This is a genomic window from Halochromatium roseum (assembly GCF_016653315.1).
Lineage (GTDB): Bacteria > Pseudomonadota > Gammaproteobacteria > Chromatiales > Chromatiaceae > Lamprobacter > Lamprobacter roseus.
Genome location: NZ_NHSH01000021.1, coordinates 1 through 14,025, shown reverse-complemented (window position 1 = coordinate 14,025; position 14,025 = coordinate 1). Strand labels below are relative to the sequence as shown.

Below are 14,025 nucleotides of genomic sequence, written 5' to 3'. Positions count from 1 at the left end.
TAGGCAGTTCAATTTGAGCCCAGAACCCCCTCGGCAATCCATGCAGAATCGCTGATCAGCGCACAGGGCAAACGACCGGCTTGAACAAGCGCCCGATACGCTTGACAATCCCCTGATCGACGCGGATGCCCCACGGCGGCGGCCTGGGGCGCGGATGTGAGGTTCAACGCCGATGGACGATCTGAAGACCCCCGTTGCGCGCTTGGCGCGCCTGTTTCGCGACGCCCGCGACAAGTGGAAAGCCAAAGCCCTGGAGCGGCAGAAGCGGCTGCGTGCGGCGCAGGTGCGCATTCGCGACTTAGAGCAGAGCCGCGCCTACTGGAAAGGGCGGGCGTTGGCGGCTGAAGAGCAGGACGCAAAGTCCGACGCGGCGGCGAAGACGCCGGTAGAAGACGAGGACGACATCCCGCCCCAGTGGGGCACGCCGGTGGCCCACCATCATCATGCGCTTGAGGTCATGCAGCTGAGTTTACAGCTGTTTTTGCATGCCAGCCTGGGCTGTCGCGGGGTCAGTGGGGTTCTGCAGCAGTTCGCCGCGTTTCTGCCCTTGAGCGTTCCCGCCTACACGACCGTCTTGAACTGGAGCTATCGCCTCGGTCTGGCGGTCTTGCAGCGCCCCTTGCCGCAGCACGACGACTGGATCTTCATCCTCGATCAGACGATCGCCTTGGGCGAATACAAGTGCCTAGTCGTCTTGGGCATTCCCGCCAGTCGCTTGAGCCAGTGCGGTTTTTCTCCCAGCCACCACGACATGACGGTTCTGGCGGTTGAGATCACCGCGCACAGTACCGGCCTGTGGGTCGAGGCGGTCTTGCAGCGGGTGGCCGCGCGCACCGGCAACCCGGTGCAGATCGTCTCCGATCATGGCAGCGATGTGCGCAAAGGCATCGCCCTGTTTTGCCAGCAGGCGCCGAGCGTGGTGGCCACCTATGACATCTCTCACGCCGTGGCCACACAGCTGAAAGCCCACTGGCGCGATGATCCGCACTGGCAGGCCTTCTCCAAGCAGGCGGGCACGACCTTGAGCGCCTACCAGCAAACCGACCTGGCGTTTCTGTTGCCGCCCCGCCAGCGCACCAAGGCGCGCTACATGGCCGTTGAGGCCCAGATCGACTGGGCGCAACGCCTGCTCGCCTATCACGATCGCGGCGACTTCAGCGCCATTGGACGGCCCTGCGTGTTCAGCGCCCAGGCCTGGGTTCACCTGCGCCAGACCCGGGGCCTGAGCGTTGTGAACCCCTTGCGCGCGCTGATCGGACATCGCTATGACAGCCGCCAGGCCTTGTGCGCGGCGCTGCGCGCGCAAGCGCCGAGCGCAGGTGATGACCTTGATGACGCCTTCTGGCGCCTGGCCGACCGCAGTTATGCCCGCTTTCTCGAGGCCTTCGAGTGGATCTTCGCCTATCGCGAGGTCGTCCCGCTCTGGGTGCAGACCATCGGCGTCTCTAAAACCGTTCAGACGACCCTGAAAACGCAAGGGCTCTCCTCGGCGACGCCGGCCAGGCTGAAGGCCAAGTTGGCCGCTCCAGCATCGCTCCCGGCTTCGGTCGCTGCGTTCCAGACCCAACTGCTCGCCCAGGTCCACGAGCAAGCCGCCAAGCTGCCCGACGGGGCGATCTGGCTTGCCTCCTCCGACATCATCGAATCGGTCTTTGGCCACTACAAAACCTTCACCACCCGAGGGCCGCTGAAGGAGGTCGGCCGGCTGGTGTTGATGATTCCAGCCTTCCTCACCGCCTTAACCCCTCAGGTCATTCGCGAGGCGATGACCTCGGTGCGCACCCTCGACGTCGAACAGTGGGTCGAGACACATCTGGGGGACTCGATGCTCAAGCGTCGCAGGCAGGCTCTAAAGCCGACATAAAAACTGCATGAAGATAGTGAGGCTGCTGGAGGGCAAATTGAACTACCTAGGCGGTGGGTGTCTTCAAATTTTGAAGAGACCGCCAGCGTAACTCTCTGGAATCACCGCCGCCTCTGGGAAGTCTTCGGGCATCGGCAAAAAGAAGTGGACTTCATTCCGCAATCAGGGCTTTACATGCTGGCGGAACCAAAGGCTGCGGCATTGATGGCGACAATCCGAACCGCTCGGCGATCAGGACCAGCTTCCGACGCAAAGGGAAAGAAAACAGCAAGGGAAATTCCCAAGCTGTGTCCCAACCGCTCGGCGATCAGGACCAGCTTCCGACCGCTCGACGCCAGCGAGCCATATCGATCAGCGGCTTGCAAAGGGGCTTGCAGAGAATCGCGCGACTGAGCGAGCGCTATCCCGTGTGAGCAAAACGCAAAATTGCGCTTTGCAAGTCTGCTCCGTGCGCGCGAGCACTATCCTCAGCAGGGTCAGTGGTCTCCGCAAATCTGCGGAGTGAGATTCTGTTACCGGTTGACATCCTCGCCCTAAAGAGACGGGGCTTTTCGCGGCCTGAGCGCTCGAATCGACCGGATTGGCGGTCTGCGCTACATCGTCACGAGCCGCCAGGATTGGCGGCTCCGCTGAAACCAACAAACTGCATGACGATTGCCTACCGATCGCATCGCGTTTTGACGAACAGCCGCAGACATTTTGCCGGTTGACAGCGACGATCCGCAGCATTGGTGCCGCATTGGTGCGAACTGATAGGCCGACAGGCGGTAGGAAAGGGGATCGTGGCGGCCTGGGGCTTGGTGGTCGATGGCAGGATAGGCTTAATGTAGGACACAAAGCCTGTAGGGTTATTTCCAGGCCAGTTGGAATCTCTTTTGTTGCCTGTCGGAAGCCAGGGCGGCGCTTTTATGTTGGCTTGCAGATTGCAGGCGGTAGGGTTGCCGGGTCTGCTCCGAGCGCCAAGTTGCGGCTGTCGGCTCTTGTCCAACCGATTCGCGCCGAGCCATTGCGCATAATGTCCATTGTGTAAAGTCGTGCAATCGTGATTATGCGATGAATAACAGACGCTTAGCTAAAATCGTGGTGATTATTGGTTGTCTGCGCTTGTCCAGATATGCGCCAAGTGACTGATTATGCCGTTTCCGAGCCGATGTTGACGGGTGTCGTTTCAGCTTTGTCCATGTTGACGATGTAGGGCGGGCGCTGGCAGCGCTGAGCGCGTGAATGCCGGAGCAGACCGGGCCGTAGGGGTGCCAGCGCCCAATGACTTTTAGGGGGAGACGCTCTACGCGGCTTCAGCGTCGAGCGTATCGGCCTCGTGCCTAAAAAAACGCTGGATATTGGCTTGCTCAGCCTCCAGCGCGGCCTTGCGAGCGCTCAGCTCCGCGTCATCGTGGTCAGGGACCAAGCGCTCGATCTCGTCTTGTGAGATGCCCGCAGATCGCAGCGTTGCACGCCGCTCAGCCACAGCCAGTTTGCCGCGTTTTTGTGCGCTGTCGATCGATTGCAACTCGGTATTGATCTCATTCATTCGGCGGAAGGCGATCTGAGTCTGCCCGGCTTTCGAGCGCTGTGCCGCGTTCAGTTCTGCGACTTGCGTCTTAGCGGTTCGATCGATCGCTGCCGCCATCGTCTGCATTTCATGCGCGAACTTGGTTAATGCCGTGCCGCTGTCAGCGCCCGGAAACTGCTCCCAAGCGTAGGCTGCCAGGGCCAGCGGATGATGCCGAGATAAGCGGTGCAGCTCGCCAAGCGCTTTGGTCAGGTCGGACATGACGCGGTGCAGATCGCCGGATTTGCGAATGCGCTGATTCATGTGCGCGGCTTCGGATAGGTCAAAGGTCAGCATGGGGATTGGTCTCTGTGGTGGTGTGGGTGTCGGTGGTCTGTAGCTGCCGCTCGATGCGGCTCAATCGCTCTAGCACCAGCATCAGCGCGGCGTGGGTCGCCTCGGCCTGAGCGGTGGAGAGCGAGACTAAGCGACCGGTGGTGCCTTGGATGAGGCTATGCAGATTGGCTGTTTCAGCGTTCAATGCGTTGGTGCTCCTATTCGCCGTCCAGCATTGATGTCGTCTTGGATTCGCTGCTGTTCGGTCTCGGCCTTGCGAATTGCTGATTCATAGAGCGCATCCAGCTCGGCATCCGTGGGGAAATTGACCGACTCAGTGCCGATCTGCGAGTGCCGAACCAGGCTCAGAAGTTCGCCAGCGGTCTCAGGTGCCAGGTTGCCCTCCGAGACTGCCGTCAGCAGCCGGTCAGCGACCTCTTGAGCCGCGCCCTTGAGATCAATCTGAATCGGCGCAGCTTCACTCTTGAGCTTGGGAACAAGCCGATCGAGTAGCCAGAACAGGGCGTCTTGATTGCCCTCCTTCGCGCTTTTAATGAGCTGTTTCACCAGCGCATCGCCGTGCTTGGCGATCTCGCGGCGAATGACGGCGCTGGGTGAGTTGCCAGCGCCGAACGGCTTTCCGTTGGGGTTGCCTGAGCGCCCTTTCAGGAAGCGCCCTTTGGTGTCTCGGGTGGTCATTGATCCTGATCCTGATCAGATTGCGGTTTCACGGCTTCCAGTATCGGGCGGCTTTCAGGTCGCTTACAGGTGATTTTCCGGCTTTTGCAGGTGATTTTCAGGTGATAGCAGGCTCAATTCATACGAGCCAATCGCCGGGTCTCGGCTTCCACTTCAGGAACCATCCGCCCGAACACCTCTAGCTGCCCTCGGACGACGGCGAGCGCTGCATCCATGCCACCAGCGCCCTTTATCACCAGATTGATGCGTGCTTTCCGGTCCATCGCTGCAATCCGCACAGCGTTGGCGTCGATCTGCTCAAGCATCCGCACCAGGTCGGCGTGTTTCTCTGCATCAGTCATCAGAAGAAGGCCCCCTTAACGGCATCAGTCGCCAGGCCCACGGCAGCGCTTGCCAGGCTAGCTCCACCAGGCGCAGCGCCCGTTGATGCTGCCCAGTCGTGCTTGTCGTAGCCTCGCAGCGTTGCGAACGTCACGGGTATCTGCATCTGCACGAATCGACCATGCTCATCAGACGGCGCATTGAGCGGGATACCGACCGTCTCAATCACCATCGGCGCAAATCGCCGGCCCTTGTAGCCGATTGACACCATCGCAGGCGCCATGGATGGCAAGAGCTTTTCGACCGCTGTTTGAGCCGTCAAATCCTTGGTCTTCATAATGTCGATGATCGCTGTTAGCAGCGTGCCTTCCTCTGCCAGTTCGGGCAGCGCCCAGCTCATCAGTTTGTTTAGCGGTGCTTCGACTTCGGACTGAGGATCAGACCAGGCGCGCAGCAGGATGGTGGTCTGAAGGCGAGCCGGTGGCATGGATGAGAACACTTGCGTCGAATTGAGCTTCGTCACGCCACTTCGCCCGCGCGCCAGACCGGCAAGATCACCGAGCGCATTTTCAACGCCCGAATCAGGCAAGGTCTTTTCGATCAGCGGTTGCAAATCGCCGGATTGAAGCAGCGCCATGAATGTGGGGGCTTTGGTGTCGGGACCGCTGCCGTCGAACGGCGATTGCCACGCAAGCTGAAACTCAAGATTGGCATCATCGACAAACAGGCATTGAATCGGACTCTCGGTGAGGTTCGGGGCTCCGTGATGGTCGCAAGGACTGATGCTGGCGATCAGGTTGGGATTCAGACCGTCCCAAACGGAGCCAGCGCCCGCGCCTCCGGTGATTGAGCCCAGCAGGCCGGACGTCAGGGATGATAGCGTTGACTGAGCAGCGCCGGTGGCGCCGGTGGCGATTTCACTAAACAGGCTCATGTTGATTGCCTCGGTTTGGGTTGCTGAGCATCAAGACGCTCGCGCTCGGCATCCAGGCGCTCGCGTGTCTTTCGCATGACGTCACGAACCAGGATTTCATAGGGATGATTTCTGCGCTCGGCTTGGCGGCGGATGATCTCGTCGGCCTCTTCAAGAATGTCAGATTGCGATTTCATTTGTTGCATCCAGTGGCCCTAATTCGGCTTCAAGCACTTCGACTTCTGCGCGTCGGGTCTCGTCATCGTCCGACGCGAGCGCTCGTGAAATGCGGTGGTTGTACTCATCAAAGCGCTGATAGAGCGCCTCTATGTCGGCACTGGTGAATGGCGATGTTTCGCCGTCCATGCTTCGGGTGCGGGTGAGCATGACAGCATAGGTGTAATCGCGCCCAATCTCTCTGAGCGCGATTTTGAGCTTCGATTCCAGGGTTTGATCGAGCCTCGGCGCTTCGGGTTCGGGCTCGTTTTTTCGCTTTGCTCGCGGCATGTCACTGCTAGGCGGCGCGGGATTTGCGCTGTGAGGGATCGGACTCATCGGCTCTGCCGCCGTGCTTGCGGCTGCCCTTGATGCTCCTGCCGATGATGGCGGGATCGGGCTCATTGACGCGGATACCCGCCAGGCGATAGACGGCGAATCGCTGTTGCTCGGGTACGTTGTGCCGCAGTCGAAGCAATCGGCCCTCGGTGGTGTCTCGCAGCTCTGCGACGTAGCGCAGTAGATCGGCATCGGCTAGGGCGCTGCGGGTCTCTGGTAGCGGCAGCGGTCCCTCGTAGCCGTCGCATCGTCGCCAGTGCCGGGGATAGTCCACGAAGCGGCGGTAGAGCGTGCAGCGGTCGTGCAGCGGCAGCAGGTGGTGACAATTGCAGCAGCGAACGCGGGTATTCATCAATGCAACCTCCTGTGCAGCAGGGAGGCCCTGACGTAGCTGTACGCGAACGCTCGAAAAGCTAATTCGTCGCGCTGTAGCTCTGCGATGCGTTCCTCCAGCCAGCGTAGGCGGCGCCAGTGACGGCGGTCCGTTGTGGCTGCATCGGCGCTGGCAAGATGGCCGTAGAGTTCCCAGCGCAGCGCTGGCAGATCGGGAATCTCGATCTCGTTGACGGCGGTCATGCTGCCGCCCCCCGCTGCTCGAGCAGCCAGCGCGTCACATCGTTGGCGATGGCTGATCCGCCGTGCCGGTCTGGATGACAAAGCCGGATCAGTTTCGGGATCAGCTCGGGCGGTATTGAACGCAGCGGCGCGAGCGATCGGGTCTTGAGATCAGCGTTTTCGGCGCGCAGTTCGTGCAGCTCATCAATCAAGCGGTCGTAGCTGTGGAAGGCGACCTCTCGCTTTTGCCAGCACGAATAGCAGAGGTTGGCGTTACTGAACTTGGGCACGAACCAATCGCCGCAGTGAGTGCATTGCTTCATGCTGCGGCCCTCCAATTGCCCTCTGAATCGTCCAAGATCGCCATCAAGCGATCGATCAAAGCGTCGGGATCAGTACCCGGATCGTCTTTGACGGCGGCTCTCAGCGCCCCGTCACACTTCGGACTAAGCGCGCTTGTATCCGAAGTGTGACGGCCGAACGCGGCAAGATAGGCCTCGGCCCCGGCCTCCAGCGCTGTCAGTACGTCCCATCCGGGGGTGGTGATCTCGCCGGTATCGTCGTTGTAGCGCTCGCTGAACTCGATCTGATACAGCCTGCCATCGGCGCGGGTTTGGCCAAACTTGGCGAGCGATAGGCCGAACTTGCGTAGCGCCCGCGAGACCCAAGTCGTTGGAGTCTTGGGCTCGGTGCGGAATCGGCAGACACCCGCGCGCTCAAGTGCGGCGGCTTCGTCCGTACCTTTCAGCGCGGTCCAGACATCCATCGCCCGCGCAGCCGTCAGCACGCCCGCGCTCGATCCGTCCTCGGGATCGATACCCAAGCGCTCGAACAGCGCCCGGCACCCTGCCGCTGTCGCCGCGTCATAGGCCCGCAGCGCCCGCGCTAATCCGTTCTCAGCCTGAGCGTTGTCCCTGTCGCGCGTCGCACCCTGACGCAGCAAAACGAAGCGCGAAAGCTGTCGGCTGATCCGCCCGCGCTGGTATAGATCGATCTCGCGGCGGGTGACGGTGCCGAACGTGCCCATGATCTCGAAGCGCGCGATGGTCGCGGCTTCGATCTGGTTGACGCTGTAGCGCTCCTTGAGCGTGAGATATTGCCCTGCATCAATATCGGGTGACGCGAGAATCAGCGCGGCGGCCTGATCGTTGGCGATCCGAACGCCCTGCTCCAGCGCGACCTTGGCGGTGGCCCGCTCGGCCGATGTCGCCCGTTCGCCGCGCTTCATGGTCCATCCTCGCGCGGCGAGCGTGACCCAAAGCGCTTGGCCGTAGTGCGAGCTTGCCCGAGCTTGCATCGCTTCATAGCGAACGGATGCCGCGTCGAAAGCGCTGTGGTCGCCGGGCGCTATCCCGGTTTCAGCTTCATTGAGCGCGGCCGCTTGATCGTGCATCGCCCGCAGCGCGGCCCGGTTGGCGGCGGCTTCGCCTCGGGTGCCCGCACCGACGATGCCGATCAGCCAATACGCGGCGGCGCGATCTCGTAACAACATCTGATTGAACGCGGCGGGTGAAACGGTGCCGCAGTACAGCGCGATGTGACAATCGAACCCGTTGCGCTGGAGCGAAACGCCAGACTCGACCACTGGCGTGTACAGCAGCACATCGATGCTCGCGGCGTTGGCGTTGATGTCCCGCAGCAGCTCGCGCACATCCTCCCGCCCGGATGTTGCGGTCGCCGTGCGCGAGTGAATCCCAAGGACGCGCTTACCGGGTAGCACCGAGCGCAGATAGGCGGTGATCGCTTCAACCTGCCGCGCGGAATCACAGGGCACCAAGACCCGCTTGCCAGCACTGGCTTGCGTGATGATTTCAGCCACCGCCCGCGCCTCGTTGGTCAGCTCGCCCACAAGCGCCCGCTCGGTCTCTGGCACGGCAACAACCCGGATCGGTCGCCCGGTCAGCTCGCGTAGCGTTGCAAGGTCGGTGTCGGAAAGGTCGGCATCGGCCAGGACCGCAACCCCCGCCCGATTGAGCATCGCGGCCAAGCGTTCGCGGACGGCGGGTGCATCGCTGCCCATCGTCGAGCCGCGAGCGTGAATGTCCCGCAGCACTGCGGCGGCTTCATCGATCAGCACGGCATCAGCATGATCGATCCAAGCGCTGAATCGCGGGTTGGTGATCGAATTCACGCAGATCGATAGCCCGTCTGCCGATCGGTCGAGTGCCCGATAGTCGGTCAGCCCCAATACCTGAGCGTTGGCGCCCGTCAGACTGACTCGATTGGTGATCGATACAACGAGCTGCCCGGCGGCTTCACAAGCCCGCACAAGCGGCGCTAGAAGGTCTCGCGTCTTGCCTGAGGCGTGCGGGGATTTAACGGCGATGATGCCGCCGTCGCGCGCGGCTTCTTCAGCGATCCGCTGGAAGTCGGCAACGGTGATGGGCTCGGCGCCCGTCAGCGTGATCGGCGCTCTGGCGTCGCGCGCGCCCGCGTCGATGCGCCGATTGATCGCGCTCAGCACATTGATGCGATCTGCGAACGGCGCCGCTGTACAGATCGCGTCAGCCAATGCGGTAGCGGTCAGTTGCCACGGGCAGCGCCATGCGTGCTTGGCCCCGAGCTTTGCCGCAACGGCGGTGGTCGTGCCCGGCTTCAGCTCGGCCAGGTCATCGAGCAGCGATGGTCCGAAATGATTCGGCCCGGCATCCTCATCTGCCGTCGTGCCCTGGGGCTTGCCGTCGGTGACAATGCGATAGGTCCGCCCTCCGTGAGCGTGCGAGAACAGCGTCAGTGATCCGTCAGGATTGGCGAAGAAGACTGCCACGCGGCGATCAGCCCTGTAATCCGGCTCGAGGGGATCAGCGAAGCGTGTATTGTGATAGCTCGCCGGATTGGCGATCAGCTCGCTCACCCGCACTTCACGGCCATGTTCGCCCAGCAGCCGATCAGCCGGTGTCAGTTCGCCGGTCTCGATTCGCCGCTCGATCCGCGCCCGTGCATCGCCCTCGCTGATCCCGTCGCGCTTGGCCGTGCGCTTGGCTTCCGCTTCGACATAAGCGCCCTTGATCGCCGCGCGCTCAGGTGAGTGCTTGGCTGCGTTGACGGCTTCCGCCTTGGCCTGATCCGCCCGCGCGGCGGTCGCATCATCGATCGTCAGTGCATCGGCGTGTAAGAGCCCATCGCCGTTGCCACGGCTGATAAACGGCTCGGGGACGGCCCGGCCTAACCCGTCGAGCAAGATCGGCGCGGCGGCGAAGTCGAAGCGCTCCGGCTGGTAAACGGTGAAGTCGAGCAGCCCACGCTCGAGCAGTTGCCCGACCCGCCCGATCTCGATCCGCCCATGCCCTGCCGCCCACATCGCCTTCCTGATCGTCTCTGCCGCCTCGGGGATGCGTGCAGCATCATCGATGATCACATAGCAGCGTTGGCCGTTTAGCCCCGTGTCGATCTGATCATCCAGGCTGTAGATGCCGCTCGAACTCGACGCGCGCCAGAGGATGTCCGCAGACGCAAGCGCTGGATGCAGCGCGCGCAAGGTGGCGATGGCCTCGGATGGGGTTAGCGTGCAGCCGTCGAGGTCGCACATCAGAACGCCCGGCTCGCCCTGGGCGAACTCGAAACATTGGCGCGCCCGCGCGACAGCGCCGGGGCTGCGGCTCAGTTTCGCCGCGATCGTCAGCGGCGCGGTGTCGGTGGTGGCGTTGTGCACCCCAAACGCCACCGCTTCGTTGGTGTCGAGACTGTCGAGTAGCGCAGCGAGTCCGGGTAACCCGTCAACGGTCACGCGCGCGGCGGTGCCCTGGGTGACGTTGCCCGCCCCCAGCTTGACGAGGCTGCCGTCATCATCGCGGCGGAACAGCTTGCTCGTCCGTCCGCTCGCGGCGGTGATGCGGGTTAGGCGGATGGGGGTGTGGTCGCTCGGAAGTGGTGACTGAGCGCCCACGTTTGCGCTATAATCCATCTCGAATGCCTTATTTGCTGTAGCGCGCTTTCAGTCGCCAAACCTCGGCGCGCGGATTGATACGAGCCCCGGTTTCTCTAGAGATACCGGGGTTTTTTGTTGGCCCTTCCCTCTGGCCAGCGGCGGTGTTCTTTCTGCCGCCGAGCTTGGCGGCGGTCTTGCGACTTCCTGCTCATGCCGCTTTCTCTCGAAACCAGCGCTCGAGGGCATCCTGGTCGTACCGGATGATCTTTTTGCTCATTAGGTAATGCGGTGGTGCGGTTCCGGCCTCGCGCCAGCGCGCCATCGTTTTTTGGCTGACGCCAATCATTCGGCAGGCATGGCACTCGGGGATCAACCGGCTCGGCATCTGGTGGTTTTCTGCTTGCATCTGCGGCTCCTGTTGCTGCGATCGTGCTAACAGCCTGACACGCAAAATCGGCTTTTTTTGTCGCGTTTTCCGAGTTCAAATCGGCTTGTCAGGTGTAAAGCGCAGTTCATATCGAGAAACCCGATAGAAGCGCGCGCAGCTCTGCATCGCAGTTGACTGTCACGACAGAACCGGATCAACGCGGGGTAGGCGTTTTGAGCAGGCGAGCGAAGGCGAAGACGCGCAGGGCGTCGATGGGATGAGGGCGGGGACGATGGCGAACATCGGTCAACCTCTCCGGGTTGCCGACTGCTACAGATGCGGGTAGGGCTTGGAACAGGTGCGCGCGACCGCTACACTTGAACCATGCCGAACCTGACTGATACAGCAGTCATGGTGAAGCCCTGCCGGCGTTGGTAGCGCTAACAGGGCCGGGCACTAGAGCCGCCCGCGTTGGCGGCTTTCGTGTGTTTGGGGTTCCGATTTCATGCCGAACCAGCGCCCGCGTCAAGCCCAAGCTGCTCAGCCCAGATCGAAACCTGCCGGATCACGCTTTTCTTGTTTGGCCGCTTGCCAGTCATCTTCTCGATCTCATCAGCGATCTGCGGGCCTGTCTTACCGGCTCGCCGCAGTTCAACAGCCGCCCGCCGAACATCATCAGGATATTGAAACTCGCCGTCTCCCTTTGGCCGTCTGGCTGCCGGTCTAGCACTCGGTCTAGACGCCGATTCCAGCTTGTCTAGACGTGTCTCAATCGCTGCTAGACGCTCGCTCAAGGCGTTGCTGGGCTGAGTGGTAGATTCGTCTAGCTGCGGGTCTAGACGGGCATCAGGCGAGCGTTCAAGGGCTGTCAGCGCCCGCAGCATCGTTGCTGTGATGGTCTCTCGCTCAAGACGTAGCGCTTCGATGCGCTGGCGAGTGCCAGGGGGGAATCTGAAAGCAAGCTGCTCGCGGTTGTCGGTCATGGTCGGGCCTGTCTAGACGTTGGTTTTGGTCAGTCTAGACGATGGCGGTAGACGAATCTAGACGATTGTCTAGACTTGGCGCGTCCATGCGCGCGTTGACTCAGGCTCAGTCCGTGCCTATCTTGAAGAGAGCGCCGAGACCCCCGGAATTGTTATTCGGGCTCAGTTTCGGCGCTCTTCCTCTCTCAGCCGCCTATCTGCCGAGCATCGCCAGCGGCCCTAGACGCCGCGCGGGATCGCTCCACCAGTGCCACCATGCGATCTGCAATGTCCGTATGGCCCCTGTGCCGCAGCTCATCAGCGAGCCCAGCGATGAACAGGCGGCAAGGATCGAGCAGCCCGGTATCGACGCGCTCGGCTTCGAGCAGCTCCAGCTCGAGGATGAATGCAAGCGGGATGTTGTCGTTCATGCGCCGGCCTCCTTCGCTGGCTGGGCCGGACGATCGATCGCGTTGACGATCTCAACAAGCTGCTTGCTCATGTACAGACAGCCAGCGAACAATCCGTCTTTCTGCTCGCGATCTGCACTCATGTCGATTGCATCCAGCGTTGCTCGCAGCCCGAGCGCGATAAGCTCTAAATCGGTGTGCTGCTCAGGTGTCATGGCTTGGCCCTCTCGCTCGCGCATGCGCAAGCGATGTCTTGCAGCGGCGCGATCAGCTCGGCAGTCGTTGCGATCAGATCACCGAGACATGTGACGTCGAGCGGTGACAGCTCTTTTGCGGTTTCGATGTCCGCGAGCAGCTTGCCAAGCGTCGCAAGTCCGAGGCTGATCGAGGTCACGGCATACTCGGGATCACGGGTGACATGCGCGATGTTCACACCAGCGCGGTCGCAGAGACTCGGTAGCGCCCGCAGAATGTCGGCCAGGGTGCCCCAGCTTCGGTTTTCGTCGATGCCCAGCTCGGCGCGGATGTCATCAATTCGTGGGTCACGCATGGGTTGCCTCCTTGCTGTTGGTGGTCACGCTGCGCAGCGCTTCGAGCAGCCGGACCAAATCTGCGTCGGCCAGCTTGCGGATGCTGCGGACGATATGACGCTCGATCTCGCGCGGGCGGTGGGTGTTAGCATGGTCTTGCATTGATGCCTCCTTATCAGGCATTGATGTACCGGCCTTGAGCGCGTACCAGGCGCTCAGGGCCACCAGTCAGCCAGACTTGGCTTGCTTCTTCATCTCTTTCTCATACGTCGAAGTCAGACCGGCAGCGTAGCGCCTAACGCGCTCACGGTCGCGCTCGGGAACCCAGACTGTGACTTGCGACATTCCATGCTGCTGTCGCTTTGCCCGGTAACGTGCGCGTCGGTCGTCGGTTTGTGTGTTCATGCGCTCAATATAGACTGTCGCTTGCGACAGTGCAAGGTGCGGTTGCCACCACTTTTCAAGCGACGGTGGCAAAGAACGAGGAAGGCGTGGTGGCAGAGAGTGCCACCGTGGTGGCAGGGCCTTGTTGCTGGGCATGTTGCGCTGGAACATGCATATCAGCCTTAGCAGCTTCGAGCCAATCGAAGAAGGCTGATTTATCCTCTGGTGTGGCTTGCTTGGGTGTGATGCTGCGGTTGGTTTCGGTGGTGAAGGATTTCCACCAGTTGTAGAGGTTCTGGCGCGTCTGTCCAGATTGCTCCGCCATGTCAACCAACCACTTGCTGTCAAGCTTTGACAACGCTTCTTCATTTGACAGCAACGCGAGCTTTTGACAAAGCCGCCCCACCTCAGCAGCAAACGCCTTGCCCATTCCAGATTTCTCTGCCAGTTCCAGCAGCCATTTCTGTTCCATAGTGGAATCTGCGTCGCTGCTGGAATCGACGTACAACCGTGGAATCAACCGCCCCACCTCAGCCGCAAACGCCTTGCGTTCGGCGCCGGTCAGGGCATTGCGCGCCCTCGGCGCCAAGGCCGCGGTCGCGCACCGAGCGCGCGCGTGGAGCAGCCGGTATGGGCGGTGGGTAGGCAGTTCAATTTGAGCCCAGAACCCCCTCGGCAATCCATGCAGAATCGCTGATCAGCGCACAGGGCAAACGACCGGCTTGAACAAGCGCCCGATACGCTTGACAATCCCCTGATCGACGCGGAT

18 protein-coding genes are annotated in these 14,025 nt (G+C 61.6%); 1 reads left to right on the top strand and 17 read right to left on the bottom strand.

The window, feature by feature from the left end; translation table 11 throughout:
* The first annotated feature begins 172 nt into the window (after nucleotides 1–172).
* A complete protein-coding gene (locus CCR96_RS02400; protein ID WP_201216229.1) occupies nucleotides 173–1,864 on the top strand; it encodes a hypothetical protein in 1,692 nt (563 codons plus the stop codon).
* Nucleotides 1,865–3,149: 1,285 nt separating this feature from the next.
* Here the strand turns inward: CCR96_RS02400 and CCR96_RS02395 are convergent.
* The 17 genes from CCR96_RS02395 to CCR96_RS02315 form a co-directional block, all read right to left on the bottom strand.
* The gene (locus CCR96_RS02395) at nucleotides 3,150–3,713 is read right to left on the bottom strand and encodes a hypothetical protein (RefSeq protein WP_201216220.1); all 564 of its coding nucleotides are present in this window, start codon (nucleotides 3,711–3,713) and stop codon (nucleotides 3,150–3,152) included.
* The gene (locus CCR96_RS02390) at nucleotides 3,700–3,897 is read right to left on the bottom strand and encodes a hypothetical protein (protein WP_201216212.1); all 198 of its coding nucleotides are present in this window, start codon (nucleotides 3,895–3,897) and stop codon (nucleotides 3,700–3,702) included. Before CCR96_RS02390 ends, CCR96_RS02395 begins: the two co-directional genes overlap by 14 nt.
* Nucleotides 3,894–4,391, bottom strand: coding sequence for a DUF5681 domain-containing protein (locus CCR96_RS02385; RefSeq protein WP_201216201.1), 498 nt, complete (start codon nucleotides 4,389–4,391; stop codon nucleotides 3,894–3,896). The genes CCR96_RS02390 and CCR96_RS02385 overlap by 4 nt, the downstream gene beginning before the upstream one ends.
* A gap of 113 nt (nucleotides 4,392–4,504) precedes the next feature.
* Nucleotides 4,505–4,696, bottom strand: a complete 192-nt coding sequence (locus CCR96_RS02380) for a hypothetical protein (protein WP_207191834.1) — start codon at nucleotides 4,694–4,696, stop codon at nucleotides 4,505–4,507.
* Nucleotides 4,697–4,731: 35 nt separating this feature from the next.
* Nucleotides 4,732–5,349, bottom strand: coding sequence for a hypothetical protein (locus CCR96_RS02375; protein WP_207191833.1), 618 nt, complete (start codon nucleotides 5,347–5,349; stop codon nucleotides 4,732–4,734).
* A gap of 293 nt (nucleotides 5,350–5,642) precedes the next feature.
* Nucleotides 5,643–5,822 (bottom strand): hypothetical protein, encoded by a 180-nt coding sequence (locus CCR96_RS02370; protein WP_201216172.1) that lies wholly within the window; start codon nucleotides 5,820–5,822, stop codon nucleotides 5,643–5,645.
* Nucleotides 5,806–6,132, bottom strand: a complete 327-nt coding sequence (locus CCR96_RS02365; RefSeq protein WP_201216163.1) for a hypothetical protein — start codon at nucleotides 6,130–6,132, stop codon at nucleotides 5,806–5,808. Before CCR96_RS02365 ends, CCR96_RS02370 begins: the two co-directional genes overlap by 17 nt.
* Before the next feature lie 7 nt (nucleotides 6,133–6,139).
* A complete protein-coding gene (locus tag CCR96_RS02360; protein ID WP_201216154.1) occupies nucleotides 6,140–6,532 on the bottom strand; it encodes a hypothetical protein in 393 nt (130 codons plus the stop codon).
* Entirely contained in the window at nucleotides 6,532–6,756 is a 225-nt protein-coding gene (locus tag CCR96_RS02355; protein WP_201216146.1) for a hypothetical protein, read from the bottom strand. The genes CCR96_RS02360 and CCR96_RS02355 overlap by 1 nt, the downstream gene beginning before the upstream one ends.
* The gene (locus tag CCR96_RS02350) at nucleotides 6,753–7,058 is read right to left on the bottom strand and encodes a hypothetical protein (RefSeq protein WP_201216138.1); all 306 of its coding nucleotides are present in this window, start codon (nucleotides 7,056–7,058) and stop codon (nucleotides 6,753–6,755) included. The genes CCR96_RS02355 and CCR96_RS02350 overlap by 4 nt, the downstream gene beginning before the upstream one ends.
* Nucleotides 7,055–10,639 (bottom strand): hypothetical protein, encoded by a 3,585-nt coding sequence (locus CCR96_RS02345; protein WP_201216134.1) that lies wholly within the window; start codon nucleotides 10,637–10,639, stop codon nucleotides 7,055–7,057. The genes CCR96_RS02350 and CCR96_RS02345 overlap by 4 nt, the downstream gene beginning before the upstream one ends.
* A gap of 172 nt (nucleotides 10,640–10,811) precedes the next feature.
* Nucleotides 10,812–11,009: a helix-turn-helix transcriptional regulator gene (locus CCR96_RS02340; protein WP_201216126.1), complete on the bottom strand. Its 198-nt coding sequence runs from the start codon at nucleotides 11,007–11,009 to the stop codon at nucleotides 10,812–10,814.
* A 1,129-nt stretch (nucleotides 11,010–12,138) separates the two neighbouring features.
* Entirely contained in the window at nucleotides 12,139–12,363 is a 225-nt protein-coding gene (locus tag CCR96_RS02335) for a hypothetical protein (RefSeq protein WP_201216118.1), read from the bottom strand.
* On the bottom strand, nucleotides 12,360–12,557 hold the full coding sequence (locus tag CCR96_RS02330) for a hypothetical protein (protein WP_201216109.1): 198 nt from the start codon (nucleotides 12,555–12,557) through the stop codon (nucleotides 12,360–12,362). The genes CCR96_RS02335 and CCR96_RS02330 overlap by 4 nt, the downstream gene beginning before the upstream one ends.
* Complete coding sequence (locus tag CCR96_RS02325) at nucleotides 12,554–12,892, bottom strand: hypothetical protein (RefSeq protein ID WP_201216100.1); 339 nt, start codon at nucleotides 12,890–12,892, stop codon at nucleotides 12,554–12,556. The genes CCR96_RS02330 and CCR96_RS02325 overlap by 4 nt, the downstream gene beginning before the upstream one ends.
* A complete protein-coding gene (locus tag CCR96_RS02320; protein ID WP_201216092.1) occupies nucleotides 12,885–13,034 on the bottom strand; it encodes a hypothetical protein in 150 nt (49 codons plus the stop codon). Before CCR96_RS02320 ends, CCR96_RS02325 begins: the two co-directional genes overlap by 8 nt.
* Before the next feature lie 298 nt (nucleotides 13,035–13,332).
* A complete protein-coding gene (locus tag CCR96_RS02315; protein WP_201216059.1) occupies nucleotides 13,333–13,728 on the bottom strand; it encodes a hypothetical protein in 396 nt (131 codons plus the stop codon).
* Nucleotides 13,729–14,025 lie beyond the last annotated feature (297 nt).

Bases quoted from the DNA above. Each gene is read 5' to 3' on its own strand.
- CCR96_RS02400 (WP_201216229.1), top strand. From the start codon at position 173: ATGGACGATCTGAAGACCCCCGTTGCGCGCTTGGCGCGCCTGTTTCGC.
- CCR96_RS02395 (WP_201216220.1), bottom strand. From the start codon at position 3,713: ATGCTGACCTTTGACCTATCCGAAGCCGCGCACATGAATCAGCGCATT.
- CCR96_RS02385 (WP_201216201.1), bottom strand. From the start codon at position 4,391: ATGACCACCCGAGACACCAAAGGGCGCTTCCTGAAAGGGCGCTCAGGC.
- CCR96_RS02380 (WP_207191834.1), bottom strand. From the start codon at position 4,696: ATGCTTGAGCAGATCGACGCCAACGCTGTGCGGATTGCAGCGATGGAC.
- CCR96_RS02375 (WP_207191833.1), bottom strand. From the start codon at position 5,349: ATGGCGCTGCTTCAATCCGGCGATTTGCAACCGCTGATCGAAAAGACC.
- CCR96_RS02370 (WP_201216172.1), bottom strand. From the start codon at position 5,822: ATGAAATCGCAATCTGACATTCTTGAAGAGGCCGACGAGATCATCCGC.
- CCR96_RS02365 (WP_201216163.1), bottom strand. From the start codon at position 6,132: ATGCCGCGAGCAAAGCGAAAAAACGAGCCCGAACCCGAAGCGCCGAGG.
- CCR96_RS02360 (WP_201216154.1), bottom strand. From the start codon at position 6,532: ATGAATACCCGCGTTCGCTGCTGCAATTGTCACCACCTGCTGCCGCTG.
- CCR96_RS02355 (WP_201216146.1), bottom strand. From the start codon at position 6,756: ATGACCGCCGTCAACGAGATCGAGATTCCCGATCTGCCAGCGCTGCGC.
- CCR96_RS02350 (WP_201216138.1), bottom strand. From the start codon at position 7,058: ATGAAGCAATGCACTCACTGCGGCGATTGGTTCGTGCCCAAGTTCAGT.
- CCR96_RS02345 (WP_201216134.1), bottom strand. From the start codon at position 10,639: ATGGATTATAGCGCAAACGTGGGCGCTCAGTCACCACTTCCGAGCGAC.
- CCR96_RS02340 (WP_201216126.1), bottom strand. From the start codon at position 11,009: ATGCAAGCAGAAAACCACCAGATGCCGAGCCGGTTGATCCCCGAGTGC.
- CCR96_RS02335 (WP_201216118.1), bottom strand. From the start codon at position 12,363: ATGAACGACAACATCCCGCTTGCATTCATCCTCGAGCTGGAGCTGCTC.
- CCR96_RS02330 (WP_201216109.1), bottom strand. From the start codon at position 12,557: ATGACACCTGAGCAGCACACCGATTTAGAGCTTATCGCGCTCGGGCTG.
- CCR96_RS02325 (WP_201216100.1), bottom strand. From the start codon at position 12,892: ATGCGTGACCCACGAATTGATGACATCCGCGCCGAGCTGGGCATCGAC.
- CCR96_RS02320 (WP_201216092.1), bottom strand. From the start codon at position 13,034: ATGCAAGACCATGCTAACACCCACCGCCCGCGCGAGATCGAGCGTCAT.
- CCR96_RS02315 (WP_201216059.1), bottom strand. From the start codon at position 13,728: ATGGAACAGAAATGGCTGCTGGAACTGGCAGAGAAATCTGGAATGGGC.